General features: G+C 52.7%; 15 protein-coding genes. 14 read left to right on the top strand and 1 reads right to left on the bottom strand.

What is annotated here, in order from left to right:
- The first annotated feature begins 134 nt into the window (after positions 1 to 134).
- The 11 genes from DQG23_RS42195 to DQG23_RS19740 all read left to right on the top strand — a co-directional run bounded on the left by DQG23_RS42195 (position 135) and on the right by DQG23_RS19740 (position 21,916).
- Positions 135 to 4,493, top strand: coding sequence for a DUF4855 domain-containing protein (locus tag DQG23_RS42195; protein WP_158560600.1), 4,359 nt, complete (start codon positions 135 to 137; stop codon positions 4,491 to 4,493).
- Between the two features lie 764 nt (positions 4,494 to 5,257).
- On the top strand, positions 5,258 to 7,594 hold the full coding sequence (locus tag DQG23_RS19785) for a helix-turn-helix domain-containing protein (RefSeq protein ID WP_158560599.1): 2,337 nt from the start codon (positions 5,258 to 5,260) through the stop codon (positions 7,592 to 7,594).
- 203 nt (positions 7,595 to 7,797) lie between these two features.
- Positions 7,798 to 8,076, top strand: coding sequence for a hypothetical protein (locus DQG23_RS19780; protein ID WP_146762339.1), 279 nt, complete (start codon positions 7,798 to 7,800; stop codon positions 8,074 to 8,076).
- 167 nt (positions 8,077 to 8,243) lie between these two features.
- Positions 8,244 to 9,146, top strand: a complete 903-nt coding sequence (locus DQG23_RS19775; protein WP_238177944.1) for an ABC transporter permease — start codon at positions 8,244 to 8,246, stop codon at positions 9,144 to 9,146.
- A 9-nt stretch (positions 9,147 to 9,155) separates the two neighbouring features.
- On the top strand, positions 9,156 to 10,034 hold the full coding sequence (locus tag DQG23_RS19770) for a carbohydrate ABC transporter permease (RefSeq protein WP_113032649.1): 879 nt from the start codon (positions 9,156 to 9,158) through the stop codon (positions 10,032 to 10,034).
- 232 nt (positions 10,035 to 10,266) lie between these two features.
- Positions 10,267 to 11,850 carry an extracellular solute-binding protein gene (locus DQG23_RS19765; RefSeq protein ID WP_113032602.1) on the top strand — a complete coding sequence of 528 codons (1,584 nt, stop codon included), beginning with the start codon at positions 10,267 to 10,269 and terminating at the stop codon, positions 11,848 to 11,850.
- Between the two features lie 43 nt (positions 11,851 to 11,893).
- Positions 11,894 to 16,372: a glycosyl hydrolase family 28-related protein gene (locus tag DQG23_RS19760; RefSeq protein ID WP_113032601.1), complete on the top strand. Its 4,479-nt coding sequence runs from the start codon at positions 11,894 to 11,896 to the stop codon at positions 16,370 to 16,372.
- 83 nt (positions 16,373 to 16,455) lie between these two features.
- Positions 16,456 to 18,378, top strand: a complete 1,923-nt coding sequence (locus DQG23_RS19755; RefSeq protein WP_113032600.1) for a hypothetical protein — start codon at positions 16,456 to 16,458, stop codon at positions 18,376 to 18,378.
- Between the two features lie 215 nt (positions 18,379 to 18,593).
- A complete protein-coding gene (locus DQG23_RS19750) occupies positions 18,594 to 19,895 on the top strand; it encodes a hypothetical protein (RefSeq protein ID WP_113032599.1) in 1,302 nt (433 codons plus the stop codon).
- Between the two features lie 318 nt (positions 19,896 to 20,213).
- Positions 20,214 to 20,837: an SGNH/GDSL hydrolase family protein gene (locus tag DQG23_RS19745; RefSeq protein ID WP_113032598.1), complete on the top strand. Its 624-nt coding sequence runs from the start codon at positions 20,214 to 20,216 to the stop codon at positions 20,835 to 20,837.
- 320 nt (positions 20,838 to 21,157) lie between these two features.
- On the top strand, positions 21,158 to 21,916 hold the full coding sequence (locus tag DQG23_RS19740) for an MgtC/SapB family protein (protein ID WP_420330244.1): 759 nt from the start codon (positions 21,158 to 21,160) through the stop codon (positions 21,914 to 21,916).
- Between the two features lie 24 nt (positions 21,917 to 21,940).
- On the opposite strand, the gene DQG23_RS19735 is transcribed toward DQG23_RS19740, so the two are convergent.
- Positions 21,941 to 22,705, bottom strand: a complete 765-nt coding sequence (locus DQG23_RS19735) for an SDR family oxidoreductase (RefSeq protein ID WP_113032597.1) — start codon at positions 22,703 to 22,705, stop codon at positions 21,941 to 21,943.
- A 110-nt stretch (positions 22,706 to 22,815) separates the two neighbouring features.
- Here DQG23_RS19735 and DQG23_RS19730 point away from each other — a divergent pair, with 110 nt between their 5' ends.
- From DQG23_RS19730 to DQG23_RS19720, 3 genes are all read left to right on the top strand, one after another.
- On the top strand, positions 22,816 to 23,217 hold the full coding sequence (locus DQG23_RS19730; RefSeq protein WP_113032596.1) for a MerR family transcriptional regulator: 402 nt from the start codon (positions 22,816 to 22,818) through the stop codon (positions 23,215 to 23,217).
- A gap of 956 nt (positions 23,218 to 24,173) precedes the next feature.
- Positions 24,174 to 24,935: a DeoR/GlpR family DNA-binding transcription regulator gene (locus DQG23_RS19725; RefSeq protein ID WP_113032595.1), complete on the top strand. Its 762-nt coding sequence runs from the start codon at positions 24,174 to 24,176 to the stop codon at positions 24,933 to 24,935.
- Between the two features lie 342 nt (positions 24,936 to 25,277).
- Positions 25,278 to 26,372 (top strand): alcohol dehydrogenase catalytic domain-containing protein, encoded by a 1,095-nt coding sequence (locus tag DQG23_RS19720; protein ID WP_238177943.1) that lies wholly within the window; start codon positions 25,278 to 25,280, stop codon positions 26,370 to 26,372.
- The last annotated feature ends 120 nt before the right edge of the window (positions 26,373 to 26,492 follow it).

Raw genomic sequence — 26,492 nt, 5'->3', positions numbered from 1 at the left:
AGTTTCTTAATGTAATAGTACGGATACTGCATAAGCTTCTGCCGAGTGTCGCGGAAAGGAGGAAGCGGGTCGGCGCAAGTTGAAGCGAGGCAGGGCAGATTCTTTACTCAACCATGGAAAGGGAGCTAGCGCGTATGAAAATAAAAAAGAAATGGGCAGCCGTAACCGTTATATCGGCCATGCTGCTGTCGGCGGTACCGGCAGTGCAAGCGGGGGCGGAGGCAGGGCAGCCTTCGATACGGAATCTTGCGCTGGGGCTGGACTATCAATGGTCGGAGCAGCCTGAGGCAAGCCGTCCTGACGGCAGCAGGAAGCTGACGGACGGACTGCGGGGCGAGCTGAATATGTCGGATCCGGCATGGGTAGGACATTTGAAGAAAAAGACCCGTGAGGTAACGTTCGACCTGGGCGAGCCGAAGTCGATTTCGCAAATTAAAGCGCGGTTTTTGCAGGATTGGCCTACGAATGAAGCGTTAGTCCCCTTGACGGTTTCCATGTACGTCTCCGACGACAACGTAAATTGGGGAACGCTTTCACACAATGCAACGCAGCTGCTGTGGGGAGACGGGCCGCCAAGAGACGAAACGTATTCGTGGGACGGAAGCAGGGACGGCATCAAAAGCAAACCCGGCGCGGAGATGGCGTATGCCCGCTATGTGAAAGTGACCTTCTCGATGCACACAAGAGCGTGGACGCTCATTGACGAGATCGAGATTATGGGGGCGGACGGCAAGCTTGCCGGTGCGGAAACGGTTCCCGCCGATCCGGTCGGTTTCCTCCAGGCGGGCGAAGCTACGGGCGGAATCCGCAATCTCGGCTTGCTCTATAACGGCCACTATGCGGAAGGAAAAGGCGATTGGAACAAGGAGCGCATCATCCCGAACATCAGCTACGTGGACAAATCAGGCGAGCCGGTCGATTGGCTGTTTGACGGCGTTCTGTATTTGGGATTAAACACGCCCGCAGGCATCGGGTTTAATGGAAGCGCCAACAAAAACGACTGGAGCTGGTATTTGGACAAGACGTTTAAACACGACGGCGACATGGATCATTTGAACGCCGCGACGGCCGAAGTCGGCGCAAAGCTGAACCAGCCGGAGCATAAAACGAAAGTCGTTCTGATGATTCCCGACCCGGGCGAGTATATGGCCGACTTCGGCGATGTCGACGGCGACGGCGTATCCGAGGACTTCCGGAATTCGATCGGAGCCGAGAAGGCGGTCGAGAACAGAGCCAAGGCGATCCAATGGTATGTCGATCAGGCACAGCAAAAATGGACGGCCAAAAATTACTCCAACCTTGAGCTTGTCGGCATGTACTGGCTGGAGGAGCAAATCAGCACGTCCCCTACAGGACCCGCTACAGTGAAAGCAGCCAGCGATATCGTTCACGACGCGAATTTGAAAATGTTTTGGATTCCGCATTCTCTTGCTTACAAATCGTATATGTGGAAGGATGTAGGCATTGATGCCGCAACGTTCCAGCCTAACTATTTCTTCGAAGAGATGGGTTACGATCGGCTTGAAGACGCCGCCGATATTGCCAAGCAGTACGGCATGTCGCTGGAGCTGGAATTTGACGATCGTATGGTGAAGGATGGCGTTTTCCGCGAACGGTTTGTCGACTATTTGAACAGCGGCGTTGAAACGGGTCTGATACGGAACAGCTTCAAAGCCTATTATCAAGGAAATAATGCGGTTTATGATTCGGCGGTAAGCACGGTTCCTGCAACGCGCGTTTTGTACGATTGGCTGTACCAATTTGTAAACGGCACTTATCAAATCAATAATGCGGCTCCGCCCGAAGTGGAAGTCCAAATGAACGGACAGGCGATGCCGAACGTCGTCGTTGTACCGGATACGGAGAAGGTTCAATTTACATGGGCGATCAAAAACGACGATGGAAGCGGTCTCACGCAAGTAACCGCCAAATTCGACGGCAAGCCGTACACGGCAGGGACGGTAATCGACCTTGCGGGCAAAGCGGGCAAGCATGAGCTGAGCATTACGGCAGCGTCAGGCAAAACGCAGACGACCAGTTACGTGATCGAAGCGGGCATGAACGCAGCGAGCATGCTTAAGCTGGTTGAGGACTTCAAGGCGGGCAATCAAATTACGAATGCTGACGGAGCCCGTGCTCTGAGCGCTTATTTGGAGATGATGAAGCGTTTCGAAGGGGCGGATTCGGCTGAAGCTGCGAAGTATATCAAAGGCTTCAATGCAGCGCTGGATCGTCTTAAGAACGAGCAGGGCGTTGCGGACGGAGCCTACAATACGCTGAAAGAAGGCGTGTATTATCTGATCGGAAGCTTGGCTCAAGACAAGCCGGCTGAAGCTTCTTCGGCGGAAAACGCGAGCTTGGCGCCGGCCAAGGCTGTCGACGGTTTTCCTGCAACGCGCTGGGCGAGCAATACGGTTGACAATACGTGGTTCCAAGTCGATCTTGGCGAAGCGACGGAAATGGACACGATCCGAATAGACTGGGAATACGCGCGCGCCAAGACCTATAAGCTGCTTGTCTCCGACGACAAGCAAACCTGGAGAAGCGTGATCGCGGAAAACGATGGAATCATCAATGCGCAAGACGGCAAAAATACGATTCGATTCGCGCCGGTTACGGCAAGGTACGTCAAGTTCCAGGGGCTCCAAAGAGAAACGTTCTACGGTTATTCCTTCTATGAATTCGGCGTATACAATCTGGCGAACAAAGCGGCTGTCAAAACGATCGACGGGCTGAAAGCGACGGTAGATGCGGCGACCAAAAACGTGACGATTCATGGCTTGGCTATGAACGGCAAGCTGGCGGACGTGAATGTAAAAGTGCTCGATCCGCAAGGCGGAATCGCGTACACAGGCAGCACAACCGTGACGGAGGCGAGCTACTTCCAGACGGAATTTACGCTTGCAGGCGATCTTGAAGGAATTTACGAGGTTCAAGTGTCGACCGATGAGATGAGCGAGCCGGAAAAAGTCATGTTCGAGTACAAGAAGCCGACTCCGGGAGGCAACGGCGGTGAGCCAGGCGGCAATGGCGGCGAAAACGGCGGTAACGGCGGTGAAAACGGCGGCAATGGCGGCGAAAACGGCGGCAATGGCGGCGAAAACGGCGGCAATGGCGGCGAAAACGGCGGCAATGGCGGCGAAAACGGCGGCAATGGCGGCGAAACCGGAGGTAATGGCGGCGAAAACGGCGGCAATGGCGGCGAAAACGGCGGCAATGGTGGCGAAAACGGCGGCAATGGCGGCCAAAACGGAAGCAATAGCGGCCAAACCAACAACGGCGGAGGAACGGTTGTTACAGCTCCTGAGCTGTTCCAGCCTGAAGCGGACGGATCGGTCAAAGCAGTCGTAAGCACGAAGCTCGACGCCGATAACAAGCTGGCAGTCGGCGCTGTAAGCGTGGAAGAGATGAGCAAAGCGATCGCTAAAGCGAAAGCCGATCAAGAAGGCAAGAAAAAAGCGTCTATTGAGCTAAAAGGGAATGGCGACGTTGCGGCATACGCGCTTGATATTCCCGCGGAATTTTTGTCCGGGCATGCGGATCTTGTGATCGAGGTCGTTTCGCCGCATGCTACGATCTTGCTATCCGGACAAATGCTGGAGAAGTCTGCGGAGCTTGGCATGACGTTGCGTTTTGAAGTCGGCAAGCGTGACGCGAAGGACTTGAGTAAAGCGGTTCAAGACCAAGTAGGCGGCAGACCGGTTGTTGAGCTTGCCGGGGAGATCGACGGCAAGGCTGTTCGGAACGGCAAGCCGATAACGGTTGCCATTCCGTATGTGCTTGGCAATGGTGAAACGCCTTCGCAGCTTGGCATCGTGATGATCAATGCCGACGGTACGGTAACGAAAGTCACGAACGCGAAATATTCGGCTGCAGACAAACAAATACAGTTCCAAGCCGATCAGCCGGGTACTTATGCTGTCGTTTATGAGCAAGCGGCTCCGCCATTTAACGATCTTGGCGAGCATGCTTGGGCGGAAGAAGCGATCAAGCGTCTAGCGGCTAAAGGTATTGTAAACGGTACGTCGGACACCGCCTTCAGCCCTGCGAATCAAGTGAAGAGAGCGGACTTTATCTTAATGCTGGTCAGAGCGCTTGGTTTAAAAGCGGAAGCGGGCGATTCGTTCACGGACGTCAACCCGCAGGACTATTATTACGAAGCTGTATCCATCGCCAAAAAGCTGGGCATCGTCACGGGCGTCGACGGAGAAAACTTCGCTCCGGCGGCGGAGATTACCCGTCAGGATATGATCGTGATGGTCACCCGTGCGCTGGCGGCAGCCGGAGCTCCGGAAATAAGGGGCAATTCCGCTGCGCTTGACAACTTTACGGATGCGGATCAAATATCCGGCTATGCTTCGGAAAGCCTTGCCGGCATGGTAGAGCAAGGGTTGATTGAAGGCGCCGGCGGGAAGCTTAACCCGCTTAACCAAGCGACCCGTGCGGAAACAGCCGTGTTCTTGATTCGTGTACTGGATTTCTTGTCCAAATAAGAGAAGACGATAAATAAGAAAGCCGATCGAGTAACAGACAGTGGTCTGGATTCGATCGGCTTTTTTTATTTTGCACTGGAGCTGATGCCGCCTCTAAAAGCCAATGTTCACTACATTGCTACAAGCCGATTGTTTGTCCGGTGCCTTTACGGAAGACGACGGACTTCTTTTTCGCTCTATTCCCCTTCCGCTCAGCGGAGTTTGATGCGGCTGATTAGAACCATCAGAGCAAGGCTCCTAAACATGCTGTAGTCCGAAATAGCCCGCTTGGCGCAAGGAATCGAGGTTCGCCTTACGCTCGAGTCCGATTTTGCCGGCTTGGAGAACGGATTCACCGGTGTGCCGAGCCAAATAGCCGCTGCAAGTGGGACTTTTCGGACTGCGGGCGAGAAAAGGGAGCCGGACTCGATTCCAATTGGGCAAAATCGGACTCCGGCGCATGCGAGCGACGAGCAGGCCTATCCCCATTTGTCTCCCACGTACAAACGTCATGCTACGCACATAAAAGGACCGTTCGGCGAACATTCCGGACGGTTTTTCTTAAGAATCTCAGACTTCGCGGCACCACTGATGAATGAAATATCGTTATTTCAGGGGAAAGTATATCCTCCGCTGATTATTCGACTTCTCGGTAAACGCGCCTATCCTTAAAGGACCTGCAGTGGAGAAAAAACGGCTTTAGACGCACTAAAAAAATGAATATGTACATGGAATTGCAGTCCCCGTATAATAAAAAACACAATAAATTCGGGGGAGAACTCAACATGAGCTGGATGAAGAAGCAGCGCGGCTACCGCGACTATATCAATCAAAAAATGTTGATCATCCTGCTGGTTTTATCGATTTTCCCCGTGTTAGGATTCGGCATGATCGTATATACCATGGGTTTGGATATAGTCCGGACGGAAGTCAATCAATCGTCCGACTCCGCATTATCCCAAGTTAAAGAACAGGTCGAATTGCTGGTCAGCCAGATCGAGCAAACGACCGGTCAATTTTCCATTCAATCCAATGTAAGCGATGTCAGTAAAATCGGTGCGAGCCCTTCGCTTGGTTCTATCCAAGCCGCGAATGTGCTTAGAAATGACTTGCTGGCTTTACAATCGTCCTTCCCCGCCATGGATTCGATTTATTACTACCATGCCACGCAGGATACTATGGTGACTTCCCAGCTGATCACCGATTTGTCCAACGGTTATTTTCATGATACGAATTGGCTGCCCGCGATCCAAAAAGAAGCGGAAAGGTACAAACAAAGCTTCTGGATTGCCCCGAGGCCCCTGCCGGATACTCCGACGGGAAGCAGACTGGGGATCAGCTATATCGCCCTGCTGCCTGTGTTTTATTCGGAATTAAAAGCCGCCTTGGTTGTGAATGTGGACACGAAGTACTTAAGTCGTATGATCGGCAATTCCCCTTTCGTTGAAAAAGGGAGTATTTTGATTTTCAGCGAGACCGGCCAATTTATCGTTCAAGGCGGAGCCCAGTCCGGTATCGCAACGGCGGAAGACGAACGGATCTACGACTACTTGGCGCAGCTGCCGGAGGGTAGACATTCGGGCGAATTCAAGATCGATCAGGAAAAATACAATATTTCTTTTGCCGTATCCAACAAAAACGGTTGGACTTATGCGTCGCTTATCCCGACGGAAGCTTTGTACCAGAAGGTGAACGGGTTGAAGAAAATGGTGATCGGGATAACCGGATTGTTGGCTGTAATGGCTTTTGTTGTATCGATTTTCAGTTTTAACCGCTTCCAGAGCGGACTGCTGCAGATCGTTCGGCTATTGTCCAAATCGTCGCAACCGGCGTCATCCCCATACAAGAGCCTGATCCAAAATTATATGGCGCGAATTGAAACGGGAATTTTGAATCTGTTGGAGGAAATGCAGCAGGCCCGAGTTCGATGGGAGGAGCACTTGCCCTTATTGAAGGACCATTATTTGTTTTCCGCGTTGGCTAACCGTTCGGCCGATTTGGACAAGCTGGTGCATCTGCATGATCATCGAGCCAATTTATTTTTGCACGCTCATTTTTCGGTTTTCCTGATGGAGATAGACCCGCCGAAAGGGGATGTTCCCTTTGGAAAGGAAGATGAGAACCTATTTCTTTACGCGGTTGCCAATATCGCCGGCGAGTTGATGAAACCGGTTTGTCTGGCGGAGACCGTAATCATTCAGGGGAATGTGATTATGATTCTGAATATGCCGAAACCCGTGAAGGAAAAGGAATTGTTCGAAGCGGCGGAGGAGATCCGGAAGACTGTGGGGCGGTTGCTTAAGCAGACTATAACCATCGCTATGGGAAGTGTCGTCGGCAGCTTTGGCGATATTTCTGCTTCCTATTACGAAGCTGTCAACCTGCTGCGGCAAAATTGGGTGAAAGCCGGAGATGAGGTCCTTTCTTTTCGGCAGACGAACGAACGGCTATCCCAGCAAATGCTGGATTATCCCGCAGATATAGAGAAGCTCATTCTCGAAGCGATCCGTTCCGTGGATGCGGCTGAGGCTGTCGGGCAGTTGGAGCGTTTCGGCGCTTATCTCGTCGATCGGCACGCTTCGCTCCATGTCATGCGAACGTATTATTTCCAACTCCTGGTTACGGTGATCCGTTTGGTTCAGGATTATGAGGAAGACTTGCGCCAAATATTCGGCTCGCGAAGTCCGTTCGTTGAAATCGTGGCGCTGGAGGGGCAAAAGTCCGTGCAAGACTGGTTTGCACAAAGTGTCCTTCAGACCGTTATCGACTACTTCAGCAGGATGCGAAGCCATCGCAAACAGCAGCTTGTCGCCGATGCCATCGGGTTCATCCAAAAGCACTATAGAGACGATGTATCCTTGCAAATGGTGGCCGATCGGCTCCAGATCAACACTTCCTACTTAAGTTTGATTTTTAAAGAAGCGTCCGGTGAAAATTTCATCGATTATATTACCCGATACAGGATCGATAAGGTAAAAGAGCTGCTCGTGGAGACCGATATCAACATCGGGCAGATTGCTGGCGAGGTCGGATACAACAATGCTCAGCAGCTGATCCGGGTTTTTAAAAGAGTGGAAGGGATCACGCCCGGAGAGTTCAGAAAGCTGCATGTGACTTCCTAAACGCAAGAAACCGTCGGTACCCGGTACTGACGGTTTTTTTTGATTTGTCGGAAAGGATATCGCGGAAACGGCTCTAAATCTCGGTAAACGTGAGAACGGATTCACCGGTGTGCCATGCAAAATTCCCGCTGCAAGTAGGCGTTTTCGGACTACAGGCGAGGAAAGGAAGCCGTACTCGATTCCAAGTGGGCAAAATCGGACGCATGCAAGCGACGAAGAGGGGCGAGCAGGTAGGAATACCGGTTGGAGGATCGGTAAATGTCAAAGACGTAACAGAAAGCACCGAAGGCGAACAAGAGGTAATGGGTATGGGGGCCGGCAAAGGAGCTTCGCTATGGGCCGCCTTTGAAATCGTGTTTCTCCCTCGTAATAAGTTCAAAGAAACACGATTTCAAGAGCGGCTGAAAGCCTATACCCATTGCCTCGCCAACGAACAAACGTTTATCGAACACCAAAGCCACCGCAAGGCGGTTTTCTCATGACTTCATGCGACGTAATTAATGAATATTGATATGGAATGCGTGTCGAAATAGGATAAGAGCAAGCAATAAGGGGCCATACCGACGGGAGTGAAGCCGTTCATCCGAACGGCTACCGGTTCCAGTCCATTCGACAGCTCGGCCAATCACATCGCGAGGGGAGAAGATCGTTGAAAGTTTATGTTTCACAAATGATTAAGCACAAAGTTCTGTTGCTGATGTTTCTGCCGGGGTTCCTTCTTTTCTTTTTATTTCAATACGTACCGATGTACGGGCTTCTCATCGCCTTCAAGGATTTTAAAATTTTGGACGGCATTTGGAATAGTCCGTGGGCCGGTCTCGATCACTTTCGCCGTTTGTTTGCAGGGGACGATTTTGCCCGAGTGCTGCGAAATACGATTTATATCGCCTTATTGAAGGTCGTCTTGGTATTTCCCGCCCCGATCCTGCTGGCCGTCTTATTAAACGAAGTCCGGCATCGCGCTTTTCGCCGATGGGTTCAGACCGTGTCCTACTTGCCTTATTTTTTCTCATGGGTCATTCTTGCCGGCATCCTATTCTCATTGCTCAGTCTCGAGGGCGGCGTCAACCAATTGCTGGCATGGTTCGGCATTCCCCGAATCGGCTGGTGGATGAGCTCGGACTATTTTTACGGTCTCATCGTGGCATCCGCTATATGGCAAGGCGCGGGATGGGGGTCGATCGTCTACTTCGCGGCGTTGTCGTCCATCGATCCGACGTTGTATGAGGCCGCCATTGCGGATGGGGCGAACCGCTTCAAACGCATTTGGCATATTACACTGCCTTCTCTCATGCCGACGATCATTACGATGTTTTTGCTGTATATCGGGCATTTCCTATCGGTGGGATTCGATCAAATCTATAATTTGACTACGTCGATCAATTCGAATGTGGCGGATATATTGGATACGTACGTCCTGCGCAGAATGTTGACGATGGATTATGAGCTGGGCGCGGCGGCGGGCATCTTTTCTTCCCTGGTCGGATTGGCAATGGTCGTCGGCTCCAATCGGCTCATCAAAAAATATGACAAAGATCAAGGATTATGGTAGGTGAATGAGATGAACTATAAGCTTTCGTTAAGCGAGAGATGGTTTGAATGGCTGAACATGGCGGGTTTGCTCCTGCTTGGCTTGGCGACGCTGTATCCCTTTTTATATGTGCTCACCATCTCGCTCAGTTCGCCCGCCGATATCCATTCTCTCGGCCTTCATATCGTGCCGTGGAATCCGACATTCACCGCCTATGCCAAAGTATTGGTCAATCCGCAATTGTATACCGCTTACGCCAATACCATCGTGAGAACGGTTCTTGGAGTGTCCTGCGTGCTGCTGTTCACTTCGTTAACCGCCTATCCGCTCGCTAGAAAATCGTTCCCCGGCCGTTCCCTGATTATGAAGCTGTTTGTGTTCAGCATGTTGTTCAACGGCGGATTGATTCCGACCTATCTCCTCGTCAAACAGCTCGGGCTGTTGAACAGCATATGGTCGCTCGTATTGCCGGGAGCCGTAACGGCTTTTAACGTGATCGTCATGCGGAATTTTTTCGAAGCGATACCGAGTGAAATAACGGAGTCGGCCAAAATAGACGGAGCCGGCGACCTGTACGCATTCGTCAAAATTATCGTCCCGCTTTCCGCTCCAGTATTGGCCGTTGTAGGATTGTGGGCGGCAGTCGGCCATTGGAACGCCTGGTTCGACGCCATGATTTACATTAACGCCCCCGACAAGCAAGTGCTGCAGCTGTTTTTGCGGCATAGCGTCATTGATCCCAATACGAATTTGGGTCAGGAATATGCTCTGATCGATTCACAGGATATCACACCCGAGAATTTAAAAAGCGCCATCATTATGATTGTATCGCTGCCCATCTTGCTGGTTTATCCATATATTCAGCGTTTTTTTGTCAAAGGCATATTGATGGGCTCGGTGAAAGGCTGACTTGGATATGCGGTCCTATGGACTTCGTATATAGTTAGGGCGTGTCTGAAAACCCGCTCAGGGGCATCTTTCACCGCCTTTTCGCCCCCTGCTTCGTTCCGTTTGCTTGACGTACCCCCGGTACGCCTTCACAAACGCGCCTTGCATGGAACGAAAATTCGGTAAAATCTGCTCCCCTCGGAGCTCTCAGACACGCCCTGGATCGAAAACGTAAAGGGAGGATCGAAAATCGATGAAAAAAAGATTGGGGATTGGAAGAGGAATCGTAGGTTTGACGCTAACCGCGATGGTTGCGCTGGCAGGGTGTTCCGCCGGTTCGACAAAAAGCCCGGCCGCTACGGCGGGAACGGGGACGGGAGCGCCGGCGCAAACGGCCGAGCCCGTATTGGAGTTTAACTGGATGAATGTCCCGGGCATGATTCAGGAGAATTCATACGGACACAAATGGATGGAGAGCAAATTCAACATCAAGCTGAAGCCGGTTTACCCGATCGCTTCGGGAGATTTTGCGCAGAAGCAGCAGGTTCAGCTGGCCGCCGGCGACGTTCCGGATGTCATGTTCGTCCTGGACCCCGGCAATTTGAACAAATACGCTTCACAGGGACTGCTGGCCGAGATTCCGCTGGACATGATCGCGAAGTATGCTCCGCGGACGAAGGCGAATCTGGATAAGCAGGCCCCTCAAGGGTGGTACTACACGAACATTAGCGGCAAAAACTTCGGTGTGCCCACCTTTTATTTCACCGGACAGTTCAATACGAAGCAAGTATGGCGAACCGATCTGCTGAAGAAGGCCGGGATCGACCAGGTGCCCAAAACGATCGACGAAATAACGCAAGCTTTCGCCGCGCTCAAAAAAATCGGGGTGTACGGCATGTCCAGCAACGGACAATCGTATTACAACGCCTTCCATTCCACGTTCGGGGCTTACGGCGTCATGCCCACCCAATGGCTGGTGAAGGACGGCAAAGTCGTGAACGGCGCGGTGCAGCCCGAAGCGAAGGAAGCGCTGGGCAAGCTGGCGGAATGGTATAAGGCGGGATACATCGATCCGGATTTCTTGACCGGGAAAGATATCGTGGCCAAGTTCAGCACCGGGAAAATCGCGCTTATCGATTTTGCGGACGCTGCTTCGCTTGATGAAAGCAACCCTAATTCGTTGATCAATGTCGTTCGCAAGAACGATCCAAGCGCTGCGATTAGCTATGCTCCGCTTCCCGAAGGTCCGCGAGGCCAATCCGGCGGCTGGGCTTGGGGAACGGCGGGCAATATTTGGGCATTCGGCAAGCAGCTGGAGAAGGACCCGGAGAAAATGCAAAAAGCGCTGCAAATCCTCGACGCCCTGCAAAACGACGAACAAGCCTGGCTTCCGCTTGCATGGGGAGAGAAGGGCAAGCATTGGGACTACAAAGATCCGGCCAAAGAAGTCGCCGGCGGCTTAAAGCATGTGGAGCCGTACGTCGACAACGCGAAGCTTCAGGCGGAAGGCATTGTGGACATTTCGACCGGGACGACGTTTTGGGGCGCGCAAGCGAACTTGGACATAGTCGGCAAGTATTACAATCAGTTCGCGCTCGACAACTACAAGCTGTATAACAAGCCGGTGTGGGATCTGTTCGGCAAGTCCGATATCCTGCCGTCATCCGGCAAGTATTGGGGAGATCTGGTCAAGCTCAAGACCGAAACGTATGCCCGAATCATTATCGGAGAGCAGCCTTTATCTTCGTTTGACGATTTTGTGAAGCAATGGAATGAGCGAGGCGGCTCGCAGCTGGAGAAGGAAGCGAACGAGACTTACAGCAGCATGAAGCGTTAGGTTGTGATTGCAGGAATGCAAAATCAATTTGAGGGGTGCGGATATGTTCGCCAAGAAGCGAATCGCGTGCTGGTTGCTGTTTTTCATGATCGTTAGCTGCTTCGGAGGTTGGCCTTCGCCGCAGCTTGTCCGAGCGGACGGGCCAACGACAAGCGTGCTTGCCTTGGACTTTGAAGGCGCGCACGGTCCGGCCGCCGTTCTGAGCAATGCCGAACCTTCCTTGCTGACGATCGGCAGCGGGGATTTTACGACGGACGGGAAAACGAACGGTACGGGCTCCAGCGCCGCCGGCACGTTTGCCGCCGTATCTGCGGGAACCGGGCAGTCGGTCGCGGGCGTGAATGTGTCGCCGGCGGCTGCCGTTGCCGCCGCCGCCAAAAATGCGCTCAATACATTGGCACCGGGAACCTACGACATCAAACTAAGCTTGGATTACGATATTGTGAGCCGCAATGATACGAGATCTCCTTATCTATGGCTTAGGTTGTTCGGAACGAACGCGGTGACGGGCGCAGCCGGTTCCAGCTATGTGCTGGTTGCCGCCTACGCGGATAATCGCGCGGGCGCTCCTGTCGGCGACGATTTATTTGCAACCTACACGGCTACCGTCCCCATTAAACTATTTCCTGCGGCGGACAGCGCCAATGACGACGGCAACGGAAAAACGGACAAATTCGTAGCCGGCAGCTTCACGACGTTTGATCTGCGGATAGCCACGTACTCAACGACTGCGGCGAATCCCAGCATAATCGATTTCGATAATATCAAGGTGGACGCCGTTCTGACGTCCGAGCCGCCGCCGCTGACCGCGGTCTCCTATGTGGGCGAGGAAAGGACCGTTCAAGGAAACTGGATCGGGGTGTATGGGGGAGACGGTTACGTGCTGCCGTTCTATTCCACGACGCGGTCATCCGGCCGGGATAATCCGCTTGCGGCGGATGTAGCGGATCTGCCAGTTTACGTTTCCGATTATTCGAAGTACGGGTCCAATTATTCCGTGATCCAGAATCCTTCTTCCGACACGCGAGCGCTGCTGAATCCCGCCGATCCGGATCCGGCGAAGCGCAAGAAACTGGTCGCGTACAGCGGAAGCACATTTGAAGAAACCTTTTATCTCACGGATACGGACGAGCATCTATTCTCGATCTATACAACGGATTTTGAAAGTACGGAATCCGTGACCGAGAAGTTTGAGTTGTTCGATTTGAGCGGGAATTTGTTGTCGACCCGAATTGTCGATGCGACCAATGACGGCGTGTACTTGATGTACAAAGTGAAAGGAAGCTTTAAGCTCAAGGCGACCGTGCTGGCCGGTTACGCAACGCACATAGAGGGATTCTTCTTCGATGAGATTCCGTCGAATACGTTGTCCGCTTTGCAGCTTTCGTATGCAAGTCCCAGACAGGTTGACGTTAGTTGGGTCAATGCGGACACGGATCAGGGAATATCGATCGAGCGAAAAAAGTCGACCGAATCGGAGTTTGTCCCGATTGCCGCTGTCGCCGGCACGGTATCGACTTACCGGGATTCGGATCTGGACGCCGGAAGCACGTATGAATACCGGTTAAGGGCGATTGACGGCCATAAGCCGTCCGATCCGAACGAGCCGGAATCGATCACGTTGCCCGCATACACCTCTATAGACTTGCAGTTTGCTTCGCCCGCTTACTCGCTGCCGAAGCCAGGCTTGAACGCGGCTATTGAAGCGGGACTTGAGGACGCTTCGGGCAATCCGCTGCCGGGCAAAACCGTCCGTTTTGAGCTGCAAGGCCCGTATGTCGGGACTTACATCGATGCGGCTATCGGTTCGGCGGTCACGGACTCCGGCGGATTGGCGGTAATCTCGTACACGCCCGAGTACTCGGGGAATTATCGGATTGTGGCTTCCGTCCCTTACGATGATGGGAACCAAATCGATAAAGCCGAGGCAACCGTGACGCTGACGGTGTATAACGAAGCATGGGAGCGGCCGCCGGTCATTCTGAGGGTTTCCGACGCGGTCAAACCGGATACGCTCTTTTCCGTCAACGGGTACGGTATGAACGGCAGCGATATGAACGACGTGCAGGCGAAGATCAGCAAGGCGACGGGAGCCGCCCCAGCAACGCCTCCTCTGGATGCGACAGAGTTGGTTTTGGAGCAAACCGATGCCGGAAACGGATTTTTCGTTACCCCCCGGTTTCCTGATACCGTAACGGGCGGCGTTTATGACATCTGGGTCAAAAATGAATTCGGATGGAGCAGCCCCGCGAGAATTAACGTGCCTAGACCGTTGTTCCTGTCGGAATATGAAGCGTACAGCGGTCTGAATCTGGAGCTGTCGGGCCGAAACTTCTCCGCCGCGGAATTCGGATCGGCGGGCGAAACGATGATTAGACTGCAGGACGAGAATGAGACGTCCTATTATCAGACGATCAAGCGGCTTACGCCGTATTCGATCGAGTTTACCGTAGGCACGGTCCCGACGGGAACCTACTTTGTCGACGTCAGCAACGACGGAGGCGTCACCTGGGCGCGGCTCGACAACGGACAGCGGCTCAGCATCGTCGTCCCAAGCTCGAATCCGTTGGGATTGAACGTTGCCTGGGCTAAAGAGTTTGCGTGGAGCAGCGTGTTTAATGTCAACGATTACGGCGCTTGGCCGGACGATGCCGCGGACGATACGGCGAGCGTCCGAGATGCGGTATATGCCGCCAAAATGTCGGGCGGCGGTGTGGTCTATTTCCCGGCGGGCTCCTATCATTTGACTCATATCGATATTCCGGCGGACATTGTGCTGCTTGGGGAGGATGAGGCGACGACGTTCCTGTATCATACCGGAACCGGGACCGCCAATTTCATCCGCTCTTCAGGCGACGGCAAAACGCTGGGCCGACAAGGCATCGCGCATCTGGCTCTGAGGCTGTCCGACGCCGGCCGCAGGCCGGACTCGTTCATCTGGCTGGGCGGCGACTGGGGCCCGGCCGTTACGGATCAGACTCTGCGAACCGCAGAGAAGCTGTTCGTGTACCATGTGGATATCGATTATCCGATGACCGTGCAGCCATCCGGGGCGGGCAGAGGCATGGGCATGATTTTTATCGCCAAAGAGAGAGTCGTATTCGAGGAGAATCATTTCAAAGGGTATCACGCTTCGTCGGAAGCAAGTTATATCGGCTCATATGCCTCATACAAAAATAACTATTTTGAATATGCAGCCGGTACGGTTACGACGTTCGCGCAGTATTCGTTCGTGACGGGTAACCATCTTGTGAACCATCCGGAATTCGGCGCGGATGCGCACGGGATTTTCGGCAGAAACAATGTGCACATGGCGGACAATATTGTGGAAAACATGGGGCCGGATTCCCCGACGAACGGGGATGGGGAGCCGTTGGCCGTCGAGATGCCGGAGGCCTATCTGAACGAGGGCAAGGTGCTGGGCGCAACGGCCAACGACCTGACTATCGTTCCGGCCACTCCCCTCAAGGCGTCTTACCCGCTGCGGTACAGCTACTTGGCGGTCGTCATTACGGACGGCAAGGGCATGGGCCAGTTGAGGAAAGTGACGGGCATCACGGGAAGTAAGCTTGCGATCGACAGGTCATGGGATGTTATTCCCGACGGAACGAGCAAGATGACGCTGATCGCGCCCAACGATAACGTAACCTTCCATCGAAATACGATCCTGAATAATGCGAAGGGCATTTGGTTTTACGGAAATGCGATTGACGGGGTAGCCGCGGACAACATCAGCGAGGATTCCGAAGGCATCTTCGTCTATACGTCCCAGGTCAAAAATCAATCCCGGTTCACGCCCGATTATTACATCCGGGTAACCGGAAATATCATTACGGGCGTTTCCAGAAGAAGCGGGCATTCCGGGATTTATATCAACTCCCAGCGAACCGGCGTAAACGGGCGGTATTACGGCGTCAGCGCATATGGAATCGAGATCAGGGACAATCGGGTGGAAGGGGTGCCTTCCGCGGTTCCGCTGCAAAATACCGAAGCGCCTGCCGAATCGGGCATCTTGTCCTGGTCCGCACAGTTGAGCAGCGATGCCAGCCCTTCGAGCGAGTCCGGGGACAACACGAACGTAATTATCGAAAATAATCGGCTGCACCACTTGAACAAGGGGATTCATTTGTCTCTCGGCGATTACGGTCATATTTTGAAGGGCAATGCGTTTACAGCTGTTACAACTCCCGTTCATTACAGAGGAGTTCCCGTGAACGAGGTCATCCTGAACGACAGCTACAAAGATGTCAGAGCGCCTTTCTGGGCGGCCGGCAGTTTAGCGTCGACGGAACATTCCGGAGCCGGGCTGGCGCTTTCTTGGGATGCCGCGGCCGACAATACGGCGGTGACCCGGTATACGATTTATCAAAACGGCGCGCTGCTGGATTCGGTAGACGGTACGATACTTAGCTATGAAATAGAGGGCTTGTCGACGGGGCAGGAGTACGAATTCCGGATTGAAGCGGAGGACGCTTCCGGGAATCGGTCCATCGACTATTTAACGGTCCGGACAGTCTTTTAAGGCTTCCGGGCATAGCAGGATGAACATTTGGGGCCGCAGTCGATTTCGGCTGTGGCTGCCTTTTCGGGGGAGGGACCGACGATATGACCGCCGTTTTTTATGATCAGGCCGGACAGCGGCAAAGAAAGCGTATTTTCAATGATTTGGTGACGCAGCGCACGTTGGCCAAATTCGATGAGCTTGGAAAATGGCTCGGGAAGGATGTTCCGGTCGTGCGGCGCGAGGAATACATCCCCGGTCTTTATGAACGGTTATGCTTTGCCGAATGTTTTTTGGAAAGCGGGCAACCGGAAGCGATTGAAACGGCGAGGCGGATTATCCGAACATCCGATTTTGCTCACTGCCATTTCTCGCCTTGCAACGCACTTCAGCTTTTGACCAAATACCGCTCCTTATTGGACGAGGCATGTATAAGCAGATTGAACGGATACATGGAAATGATGTGGAGTCATTTTTCCGGCGACGATTTGGATTTCGTCGGCGTAAACGACAATTTCCCATGTATCAGCACGTTCGTTATGCTCATTGGCGGCGAGCTGTTCGAACGTGAGGATTTGTTCGCCATAGGCGTCAAGCGGCTGAACCAGCTGAAGGGCATGCTTTCGCGAAGAGGCGCCCCTACGGAATTTTCCAGCCCCACCTATACCCCGATCCAGGTGTTGGCCTTAGCCGAGATCGCGAATCTGATCCGGGACGAAGAAGTTCGGAATATGGCGCTGCAATGCGAGGAACGCATCTGGGTGGAGGTGCTTGGAAGATATCACGGTGAAACGTTCCAGATGGCGGGACCGTACTCCAGAGCCTACACCGTCGACTCCACCGGGCATTCCCACCATGCCAGAGATATTTTGTATGCGGTTCTTGGCGACCACATGCAGGTGAATCCGCTGAATACGCTGTTCAGCACAGAGAACGGACAGCAGGATGAGGTGATTCACGGCTGGCCCGCTTATATGCAGGTGTTGTCGGCGTGGCAGTTGAATACGATTTACCACTGTCCCGTCTACCTGGCGGAATGGGCGCTGAACCGGAAATATCCGTTCGAGTATCAAGCGACTGTGGAGTACAGCTCGTCGACGGACGCGGCTGCTTCAGCAGCGATCCTTGGGCCGGAGGAGGATGGGGAAACGTACGAATACGGCGCAGGCAGCGGGATCGCGAGCACTTATATGACAGCGGGTTATGCGCTGGGCGTTTCCACGAATGAATTTCACAATGGCGTTCAAACCGATTCCTTTCATCTTTTGTACAAAAAAAGCAGTCCGGTTGTCCGTCAATCCGATATTCGCGCGGTGTATGCCAACTATATCGTCAACGAACGCCCGCCGATGCTGACCGAAACCATTCTCGGAGACGATGGCAGGAAGCTCGGGCTGCAGCATCAAAATAGCGCCATACTCTTGTACAAGCCCAAGCTTTATGCGAACGCCATCCATAGTCTGAAGCTGTCGATTCAGCTGCCGTCCGAATTCGGCCAAGTCGAGGAAATATGGCTCGGGGACCGAAAATTGGAAACGTATGAAGCCGAGAGTACGGAGCCTTGCCCCGTCTTTATTAAGGATGGAGAGGTGTATATGGCATTCCTTCCCCTGATGCTGACCGATCACGGGCGCAAAGCGGCTGTACGCATCGAGACGGTGAACCGGTTCGTGATGATCTCCTTTTATAATTATGAAGGGGAGGAGCGGCATTTTGCCAAACGCGAATTGCTGCTCACCGGGAACGGCTTTGTGGCCGAAGTCAGGGACTGTCGTGAGGCAGAAAGCTTCGAGGCGTTCCGGCGGCAGGTTGCCCTTGCTGCTGTGACCGACCGCATGTATGCCAACATGCATACAAGAGGCACGTATGTCCGGCATACCGGCTACAAGCGGGATGGGCTTACGCTCGAATGCGAATACAGTCCGGCGAGCGAAGGGATCAAGTATCAAGCTGTAAACGGAGCCGTACCCCTTGTCGATCGGATTCGAACGACCGGGCTGGATGTTGAGCGTTTGCCATTTTTGTAAAGACAAGTACGGAACAACTATAAAGATATTGGAACGGTTTCCATTCGGATGCTCGTCCTACTCAGCGCAAGGCCGAATTACGACTTTCCGCATGGTTTTGTTCCTGGCAAGCGAAGATTTCACCTATACAACAGCCGCTGCTTTGGGTATTAACTGCGGGGATGATGCTGTAGAACGAGTCGGGATAAACGCTTCAAGATAAAGAAAGGTGATCGATGATGGTTTCTGCCTTGTATGCCGGAACAGCCAGGGTTATCATTACTCCGCCGCTGGGGTGTCGGCTGGACGGCTCCTACAGCCTTGATTTTGCCGAGCATATCCTGGACGATCTGTTTGCAAACGTTGTCGTTCTTGACGACGGTTGCGTCGAGGTTGTGCTGATTGCTGCGGACGTGACCAGCATCCCCGGACCGACAGTGAAGGAAATTGCCGAACGGATTGAGCAGACCTGTGGGATTTCAAAACATCATGTGATCATTACGCCTTCCCACACGCATTCAAGCACTTCAATGGGAACCACCTTGCTGGGGAAGCTTCCTGTTCACTGGGATTATGTCGAGTCGGTGAAGCTCAAAATGGTTGAAGCTGTCGACGCTGCGCGTCGAGCCAAACAACCCGTTCGTTTAGGCGTGGGTCGCTCGAGCAATCCGAACCACGTGTTTAACCGGCGATTGACGGCTCCCGACGGATCGATACGCATGAATTGGGTAAAGGATGATCTCGACGGATGTGTCTCGGAAGGCATTGTAGATCCGGAGATGCTCGTCATCAAACTGGTGGACGAGAACGGCCGGGCTGTCGCTTTCCTGGTCAATTATGCCATGCACAACAATGCGGTTGGCCGTCCGAATATTAGCGCCGATATCTCCGGCCATATGACAAAGGTGCTGCAGTCGGTATACGGGGAGTCGATCGTCGTCCTATTTCTTCCCGGAGCTTGCGGCGACATCAATTTTATCGACTTTCGAACCTATGAATGGGGCAACCCGGAAAATTACAAGAAAATCGGACTTGGGCTGGCCGGAACGATTATGGAACTCGATCCTGTGCTTTATTATCCCGAAGAACTTGGACTATCCATGACCTATACGGCCGTAAACATAGCGGAGCGCCTGTACACGGACCGGGATACCAAGGAGGATGCTACGTTCGGAACGGCTGCAACAGAACCGTTTTTTGCTTATTACAAGGAAGCCAGGGCAATGCATGGACATGAGGAGCCGGGTTCGCATGAATTTACGATATACTGCCTTACGATCGGCAGCCGAATCGCCCTTTTAACCAACCCGGCGGAGCTATTCGTGGAGCTTGGTCTGGAAATCAAACAAGCGTCTCCTTACGACTATACGTTCCTGGCCACTTTAACCAACGGTCTGGCCGGATATGTGCCGACTCGCGAGGCATTTGCGCGCGGCGGTTACGAAATTCGCAAAATGCCCGTGTTCAGCTATTTGGAGCTTGATGCGGGCGAGCGGTTTGTGCAAGCAAGCCTTGCGTTGCTGCAAGGCAAAGCTTAACGCGGGCTTCAGGACTTGGCCTCACGCGGGGGAGGGGGGAGAAGGTAATGAGCGGGACTATTCGGCTTGGCAGGCTGGAGCAATATTTGATGGTTTATGAAAGAGGCGGCTAAAAACCTCCTAGTTGGCTGATTTTTTTGATTCATGTTCGTTCGTAGGCGATGCCTTTGGTCACCCCATTATTCCTAGCAGCAAAATTCACAACATCGGCGAGGTAACGATCTAGCGGAAGCTCAAAGAAAATCGGTAACCATTATGCTAAATAATGGTATACTTTTAGATGGACTGCTGCTTGATTAAAGGGGAGGCGGAAACCTGATGCTGGGAACATTGGAGAAAATCAAAAGAGGCGAGAAAGCGTTCATCGTTTGTTTGGGCGATTCGATTACGGAGCAAAACTATCATCTGCACGAACACCTTAATTACGTAGGATTACTTAGCGAAAAACTGATAAATAAGTTTGGCAGAAACCATCTGCTGCTGAACGCCGGAGTGAGCGGCGATACGACTTGGGGAATTGTCGAGCGGCTGGAGCGGGATGCGCTGAGGTTCAAGCCGGATTTGGTCACGCTGATGATCGGGATGAACGATTCGGCGCGGGGGGCGGAGATGCTTCCGGAATTCCAAAGCAATTTGGAAGCGATCATTGACCGAACCAGGAGTATCGGCAGCGAAATTGTGCTGATTACCCAGAACACGATCTCGTACGAGCTGACGGACAATGTCAATCGGCGCAAAGACTATCCCGCTTACGTAAAGACGTTGCTGGAAACGGCGGAATCCCGGCAAGTGCCGGTGTGCGATTTGTATCAGGCCTGGACGGATGAAATCACGGCCAATCCGAACAGCCAATGGACGCTTATGAACGACGGCATCCACCCTAACGAATACGGGCACCGTTTTATGGCGGACGGCTTGTTCCGCTTTATGGGCATTTCCTAGCTTCGCGGCGGCTGCCGGTACGACTTAAGCCCGCGGGCAGGCGGCTAATAGCAGAGGACCGATCGAAAAGCGGTTTCGGTTAGTCGTTAAGTAAAGTTGTTGACAGCGCTTTTATGAGCGAGTATAGTCATCATAACGAATACATACACGGTACAGGTTAGAGCACTCGGAGAAGCCCTTAACCGTAATCACTGCCTTCAGTTGAAGGGGTGTTTACTGTTTGGGCTTTTTTCGCGTGGAGACGGGGATTCGGCTGCGACTTCTTGGGGTTCCGGTTGCGGAGTCGGTGTTATCTGATGAAGGAAAAGGGGATGATGTCCATGAATGCCATATGGCATATCGGTTATTTCGATTTAACCGTTCGGCTGCTGTTGGCGGCGGCGCTCGGGGGAGCAATCGGACTGGAAAGGGAATGGAGCAACCGCGCGGCAGGCTTTCGCACGCATATTTTGGTCTGTATCGGTTCGGCGGCCATTATGTTGTTGTCCATTTACGGCTTCAGCCAATTCGTCAGCGAGCCGAGCGTTCGCACGGATCCGGCCAGACTGGCGGCGCAGGTCATAAGCGGCATCGGCTTTCTTGGCGCCGGAGCCATCCTGCGGAACGGCTCGAGCGTTACGGGTTTAACGACGGCCGCTTCCATATGGGTCGTAGCGGCCATCGGTTTATGCGTTGGTGCAGGGTTCCTTTATTGCGCACTGCTGGCGACGGTGCTTGTGCTCGTTAGCTTATTCCTGTTGAACAGGTGGGAGAACCGGCTAATGCGCAGCCGCAGAAGCTGCGAAATCGTGCTGGGCGTCAAAGAGAACTCCGAAACGCTTGCGCAAGTCGTTGGTGTACTGGGGGCAAACGGCGTTCAGATTAGCAGCGTCAAAATCAATTCCGCCGATAAAAAGCAGCTGACGGACAACGCTGAAGCCGTTTCCGAAATAACGGTCGGGATCAAGTCCCCGAGTCCCGGCAATATGCTAAAGGCGATGCAGAGCCTATCGTCGATCGGAGCGGTTGTCAGCATGGAGACCAACTACAGCCTTACCGGAACGGCGGGGGATTTACAAAACGCGCAAGCGACTGTTTGAGGGGGGGAGGCTTGTTAGACTGGATCAGAGAAACATGCCGCCGGAAGCCTCGATTCGCTGCGCGTTCACCCAGCCCATTTCGTCAGTGCACAATGACGCGACAAGGCCGCCAATATCATCGGCTTCTCCAACTCTGCCTAACGCCGTTTGAGAACCAATAAAGTCGTTTAACCTCTTATTGTCCCTCACTGCCCCTCCCCGGAAGTCCGTAGCAATCGCTCCCGGGGCGATCGCATTAACCCGGATGCCTCGGCTTCCCCATTCCTTTGCCATGTACCTCGTCAATATTTCGACGGCGCCTTTTATGGCAGCGTAAGCTCCATAGCCTTCAAGGGCGAACCGGGTTAATCCAGTCGAAACATTAATAATTCTTCCATGATCGGAGATACTGGAAATTAACTTCTGTGTTAAGAAAAACACACCCTTAAGATGCACGTTCACCAAACTATCGAATTGTTCTTCCGTGGTATCCGCAAGCGAAGCGTGCACCCCGAATCCGGCATTGTTGATCAGAACGTCGAAGTGCTCCGTATTCCATTTTTCTTTCAGTATATCGGAAAGGCGGGATGCGAATTGTTCGAAGGCGGCGACATCACCTGCATCTAGCTGCAGTGCAGCAGCCTTTTGACCGTTAGCCTCAATTTCTTTGACGACCGATTCCGCTTCTTCCCTGCGGGAATGATACGTAACGATGACATCAAATCCTTTTCGGGAGAGCGCGATCGCGGAACTCCGTCCGAGCCCGCGGCTGCCTCCCGTCACCAGCGCGATTTTTTGCGTTTTTTCCATAGCTGTACAGCCCCTTTAAGTTAGGATAGACCACTTGATTGTCGGCAACTTGTGATCTAAAGTAAGCATAATAGTTAAAGTGAACTTTAAGTCAAGGGGTTGTGAAAATAATGATTTACACGATTAATCAAGTGGCTGACCTATTCAGTCTGCCCGCTCATACATTGCGTTATTATGACAAAGAGGGCCTTCTGCCCTTTATCTCCAGAGACAAAAACGGCAACCGGCTTTTTAACGAGTTGGACCTCAATTGGGTAGCTTTAATCTGCTGCCTAAAAAATACAGGAATGCCAATCAAAGAAATCAAACAATACAGCGATTGGTGTAAGGAAGGCATCCAAAGGTTAGACGAGAGAAAAGGCATGCTTATTTCTCACCGCGAACAAGTGTTAAAGCAAATCGAGAACTTAAAGAAAAATCTTGAGCTCATCGATTCGAAAATAGCAACCTACGAAGACCCGGAAATGGTCAAAAAAATGGAAGAGCATGCGTTAACTTCGCGTTTACCTTAAGGCACAGGCAAAATCAACTTATTACCTCTTTGCATGTAGTCGTCGGTGTAGATATTGCCAATAGGCTGCAATCATTTCGTAGATGCACAAGCATAATGTATATCGAAATCAGGATGCTTGGGTAAACAAACAGTCTGATTTTTCATATCAAAGACTGGACAATTCGAAGGGTTGGGACGAGAGCCTCCTGATCTGCTTTGAGCCCGAAAGTCATTTTTATTTCATGTCCCATATATATAGTTGCTTAAAATTAACAATCAAAAAACGCTTCCATCCACTTTAACAGTGACTTGGAAGTGTTTTTAATTCTATATGGAATTGCCCATTCGAATCTAACCTTCTGAGACAGTCCCGTTCCGGTTAAATAGTAAGCTTTTGTTTCGCGTTTAGTTGACCGCTCATGATCTAAGGTGCGCTACCCGCCTTATCGTAAAAGCCTGCAGTCAATCCGTGAGTTCGGGTGCAGCCCTTTTAGCCCGTACCATGAATTTGATGCAGTGAAAAATGTATCCGGTACGGGTAAAGGCATGTTTTTTTTATCCCTGAAAGCCGTGCGGATGACGCCGAGATCCGGTTGCCGCTGCATCTGCGGCATTGCTTCAGAGTGTTAATTATTTAGAGGGTTTATCGCGGAAGATGATAAGGTCATACGAATAGTTTCTGCAAGGGTTGCGTGGAAAAGTAATAATATGCTCGTTTCGACTCGTTTTTTTTGCGATTTTACCGTGGGATATGTTCATTTCGGCGGCTGACTTTGGCGAAATACATTCTAAAGGGTTAGTCTCTGCTTGGAACAATACTTTTAATTAGGAAATGAAGATTGCTCATGATTCGAAGTCGAGTGGAAAAAGTGTTGACATGCGTCAGTTGCTCGGCTAATCTAAAAACATAAAATGAGCAATAATGAGCATATATAAACAAAATAACGCACGTTACATAAAAGGAGAGGCAGTAACATGCTGGCTGTCGAACGGAAAATGCGCATCGTCGAATTCGTAAAACAGAAGCGCGTCGCCACGGTCGCCGATCTCGCGAAGGAATTTGAGGTTCATGAGGCGACTATTCGGCGGGATCTTGCGGAGATCGAGCTGGAGGGGCTGCTGCGAAGGACGCATGGGGGAGTGGTCGTCGATCAAGGCGCGAATGTAGAAGCGTCGTTCTCGGAACGGGCTCACGAGCAGGTCGACCAGAAAGAGCGGATCGGAAAGGCCGCTGCCGCTTTGATCGAGGACGGGGACCACGTCATTCTCGATTCGGGAACGACCACGATGAACATCGCGCGGCATCTGGTGAGCCGGTCCAACCTTACGGTCGTCACGAACGATATCAACATCGCCGCTGAGCTGCGGGATGCGCCGGGCGTCAACGTTATCGTAACCGGAGGGCTGCTGTACCGCTCCAGCTTCATGTTGAACGGGATGTTCACGGATCAGGTGCTCGGCACGCTCCACGTTCAGAAAGCGTTTATCGGGACGCCGGCGATCCATTCCAAATACGGGCTGACGCACCCCGAAGCACAACTTGTGCCGACCAAGCAGGGCATGATCAAGGCCGCCCAGGAGATTATTGTAGTTGCGGACGATACGAAAATCGGCAAAATGTCGCTGCACACGGTAGCTCCAGTCGAGTCGCTGCATCAGTTCATTACCGGCCGCGAGGCGTCCGACGCTCAAATAAAAGCGTTCCGCGATGCCGGCGTACAGGTTTTGACGGTGTAACCGGTGCTGGGATCGCGCCGGGGTGGGCGTTAAGCCGACCGATCGCCGACAGTTTTCGTCACCAGCTTTCCGTGAGCTAGCGAAGCTGATGTGGCAAGGCTGACAAAAGTGGACGAATCCTAAGGCGCTTACGCGCGTAATTGAGGACTTGCTGTGGTTCTAACGAATTGAAGCGGCTTCATGGGCCTAAAAATAGGAGGAGTTACGCCTGTACATGGCAATAACAAATCCATGGTTCGTTCCGATAGTGGCCGACGTTAAATTGGCAAATTTGCAGCGATCGTTAACCTGTGTTCCCGATACCGCCGGTAGTCCGGGTAGGCCGGGAAAGGAGGTGATATTTTGTTGAAGGAAAAAAATAATGCCGTGCATTCCCGTGCATATCGGCTGGTCCGGGCCGGCGTAGTGGAGGAGACGATGCTGGAGCATCCGGTTCCCGCAGGCCATGTCGTCGTAGAGCCGTCATTGGGCAGTATCTGCCATGCGGATTTGCGGTATTTTACCGGCCAGCGAAGACCTGAGGCGATGGCTCGGAAGCTGCCGATGGCGCTCATTCATGAGGGCATCGGTTTTGTTGTTCAAAGCGGAGACAGCAGGTTGACGCCGGGACAGCGGGTCGTGATCGTGCCGAATCTCCCCGGCTATTTGCTGGAGGGGAAGACGGCGGAATCATGTTGCCCCGTGTGCCGGGAAGGACTTGGGGACAATTACTGTACGAGGGGACGTTTCCTCGCCAGCGGAACCGACGGCATCGCGCAAAATCGGCTTGTCGTCCCTGCGGCATGCGCCGTCCCAGTACCGGACGACATTCCTGATGAAATCGCGGTTTTGTCCGAGCTATGCTCCGTGTCGTACCAGGCGCTGAGCAAGGTTGGCGAGCGGTTGTCCAGAGCGCGTGCAGCCGTCTTCGGCGATGGCCCGGTCGGCTTCTTGACCGCTGCGATGCTGCATCATGTGTACGGCTTGGGCGGCGACCGTTTGCAGGTTTTCGGCGCAATGCCGGAGAAGCTGAACGAATTCGGTTTTGCCGACAGGGCGCTGGTGCAGAATTACGATTTCGGGAACTCCCCGGGTGTGGACATCGCCGTGGAATGCACAGGCGGACGTTTTAGCGAAAGCGCGGTAAATCAAGCGATCGAGCTGCTTAATCCGGGAGGCATTCTGATCCTGATGGGCGTTACCGAGGAACGCGTCCCGATCAATACGCGGGATGTGCTGGAGAAAGGTATTACGCTGATCGGCAGCAGCCGAAGCACCTCGGACGATTTTATCCAAGTATTGCAAGCGATGCGAAGCCAGGAATGCCAGGCCACTTTGCGGCAGCTGCTGCCGGAGCGATACGAGAACGTATCGGCGGTAGAGCATTTTATAGAAGCGATGAACGAAGCGGCCTCGCACCGCGAGTGGAAAAAAAAGATACTGTCGTTTCAATGGTAGCCCCCGTTGAAACCGCCCAGTATCATAGAGAAAAACAATTTGCCCTTATATTGTACACATAGAGACAAAAATTGTACACGATAGAGATAGATGTTTGGTAGCTTAATGAAGTACCACCGT

Source organism: Paenibacillus contaminans (assembly GCF_003285015.1).
GTDB classification, from domain to species: Bacteria; Bacillota; Bacilli; order Paenibacillales; family NBRC-103111; genus Paenibacillus_V; species Paenibacillus_V contaminans.
The sequence above is the reverse complement of the archived record's forward strand: the minus strand, read 5'-3'. Positions and strand labels throughout refer to the sequence as shown.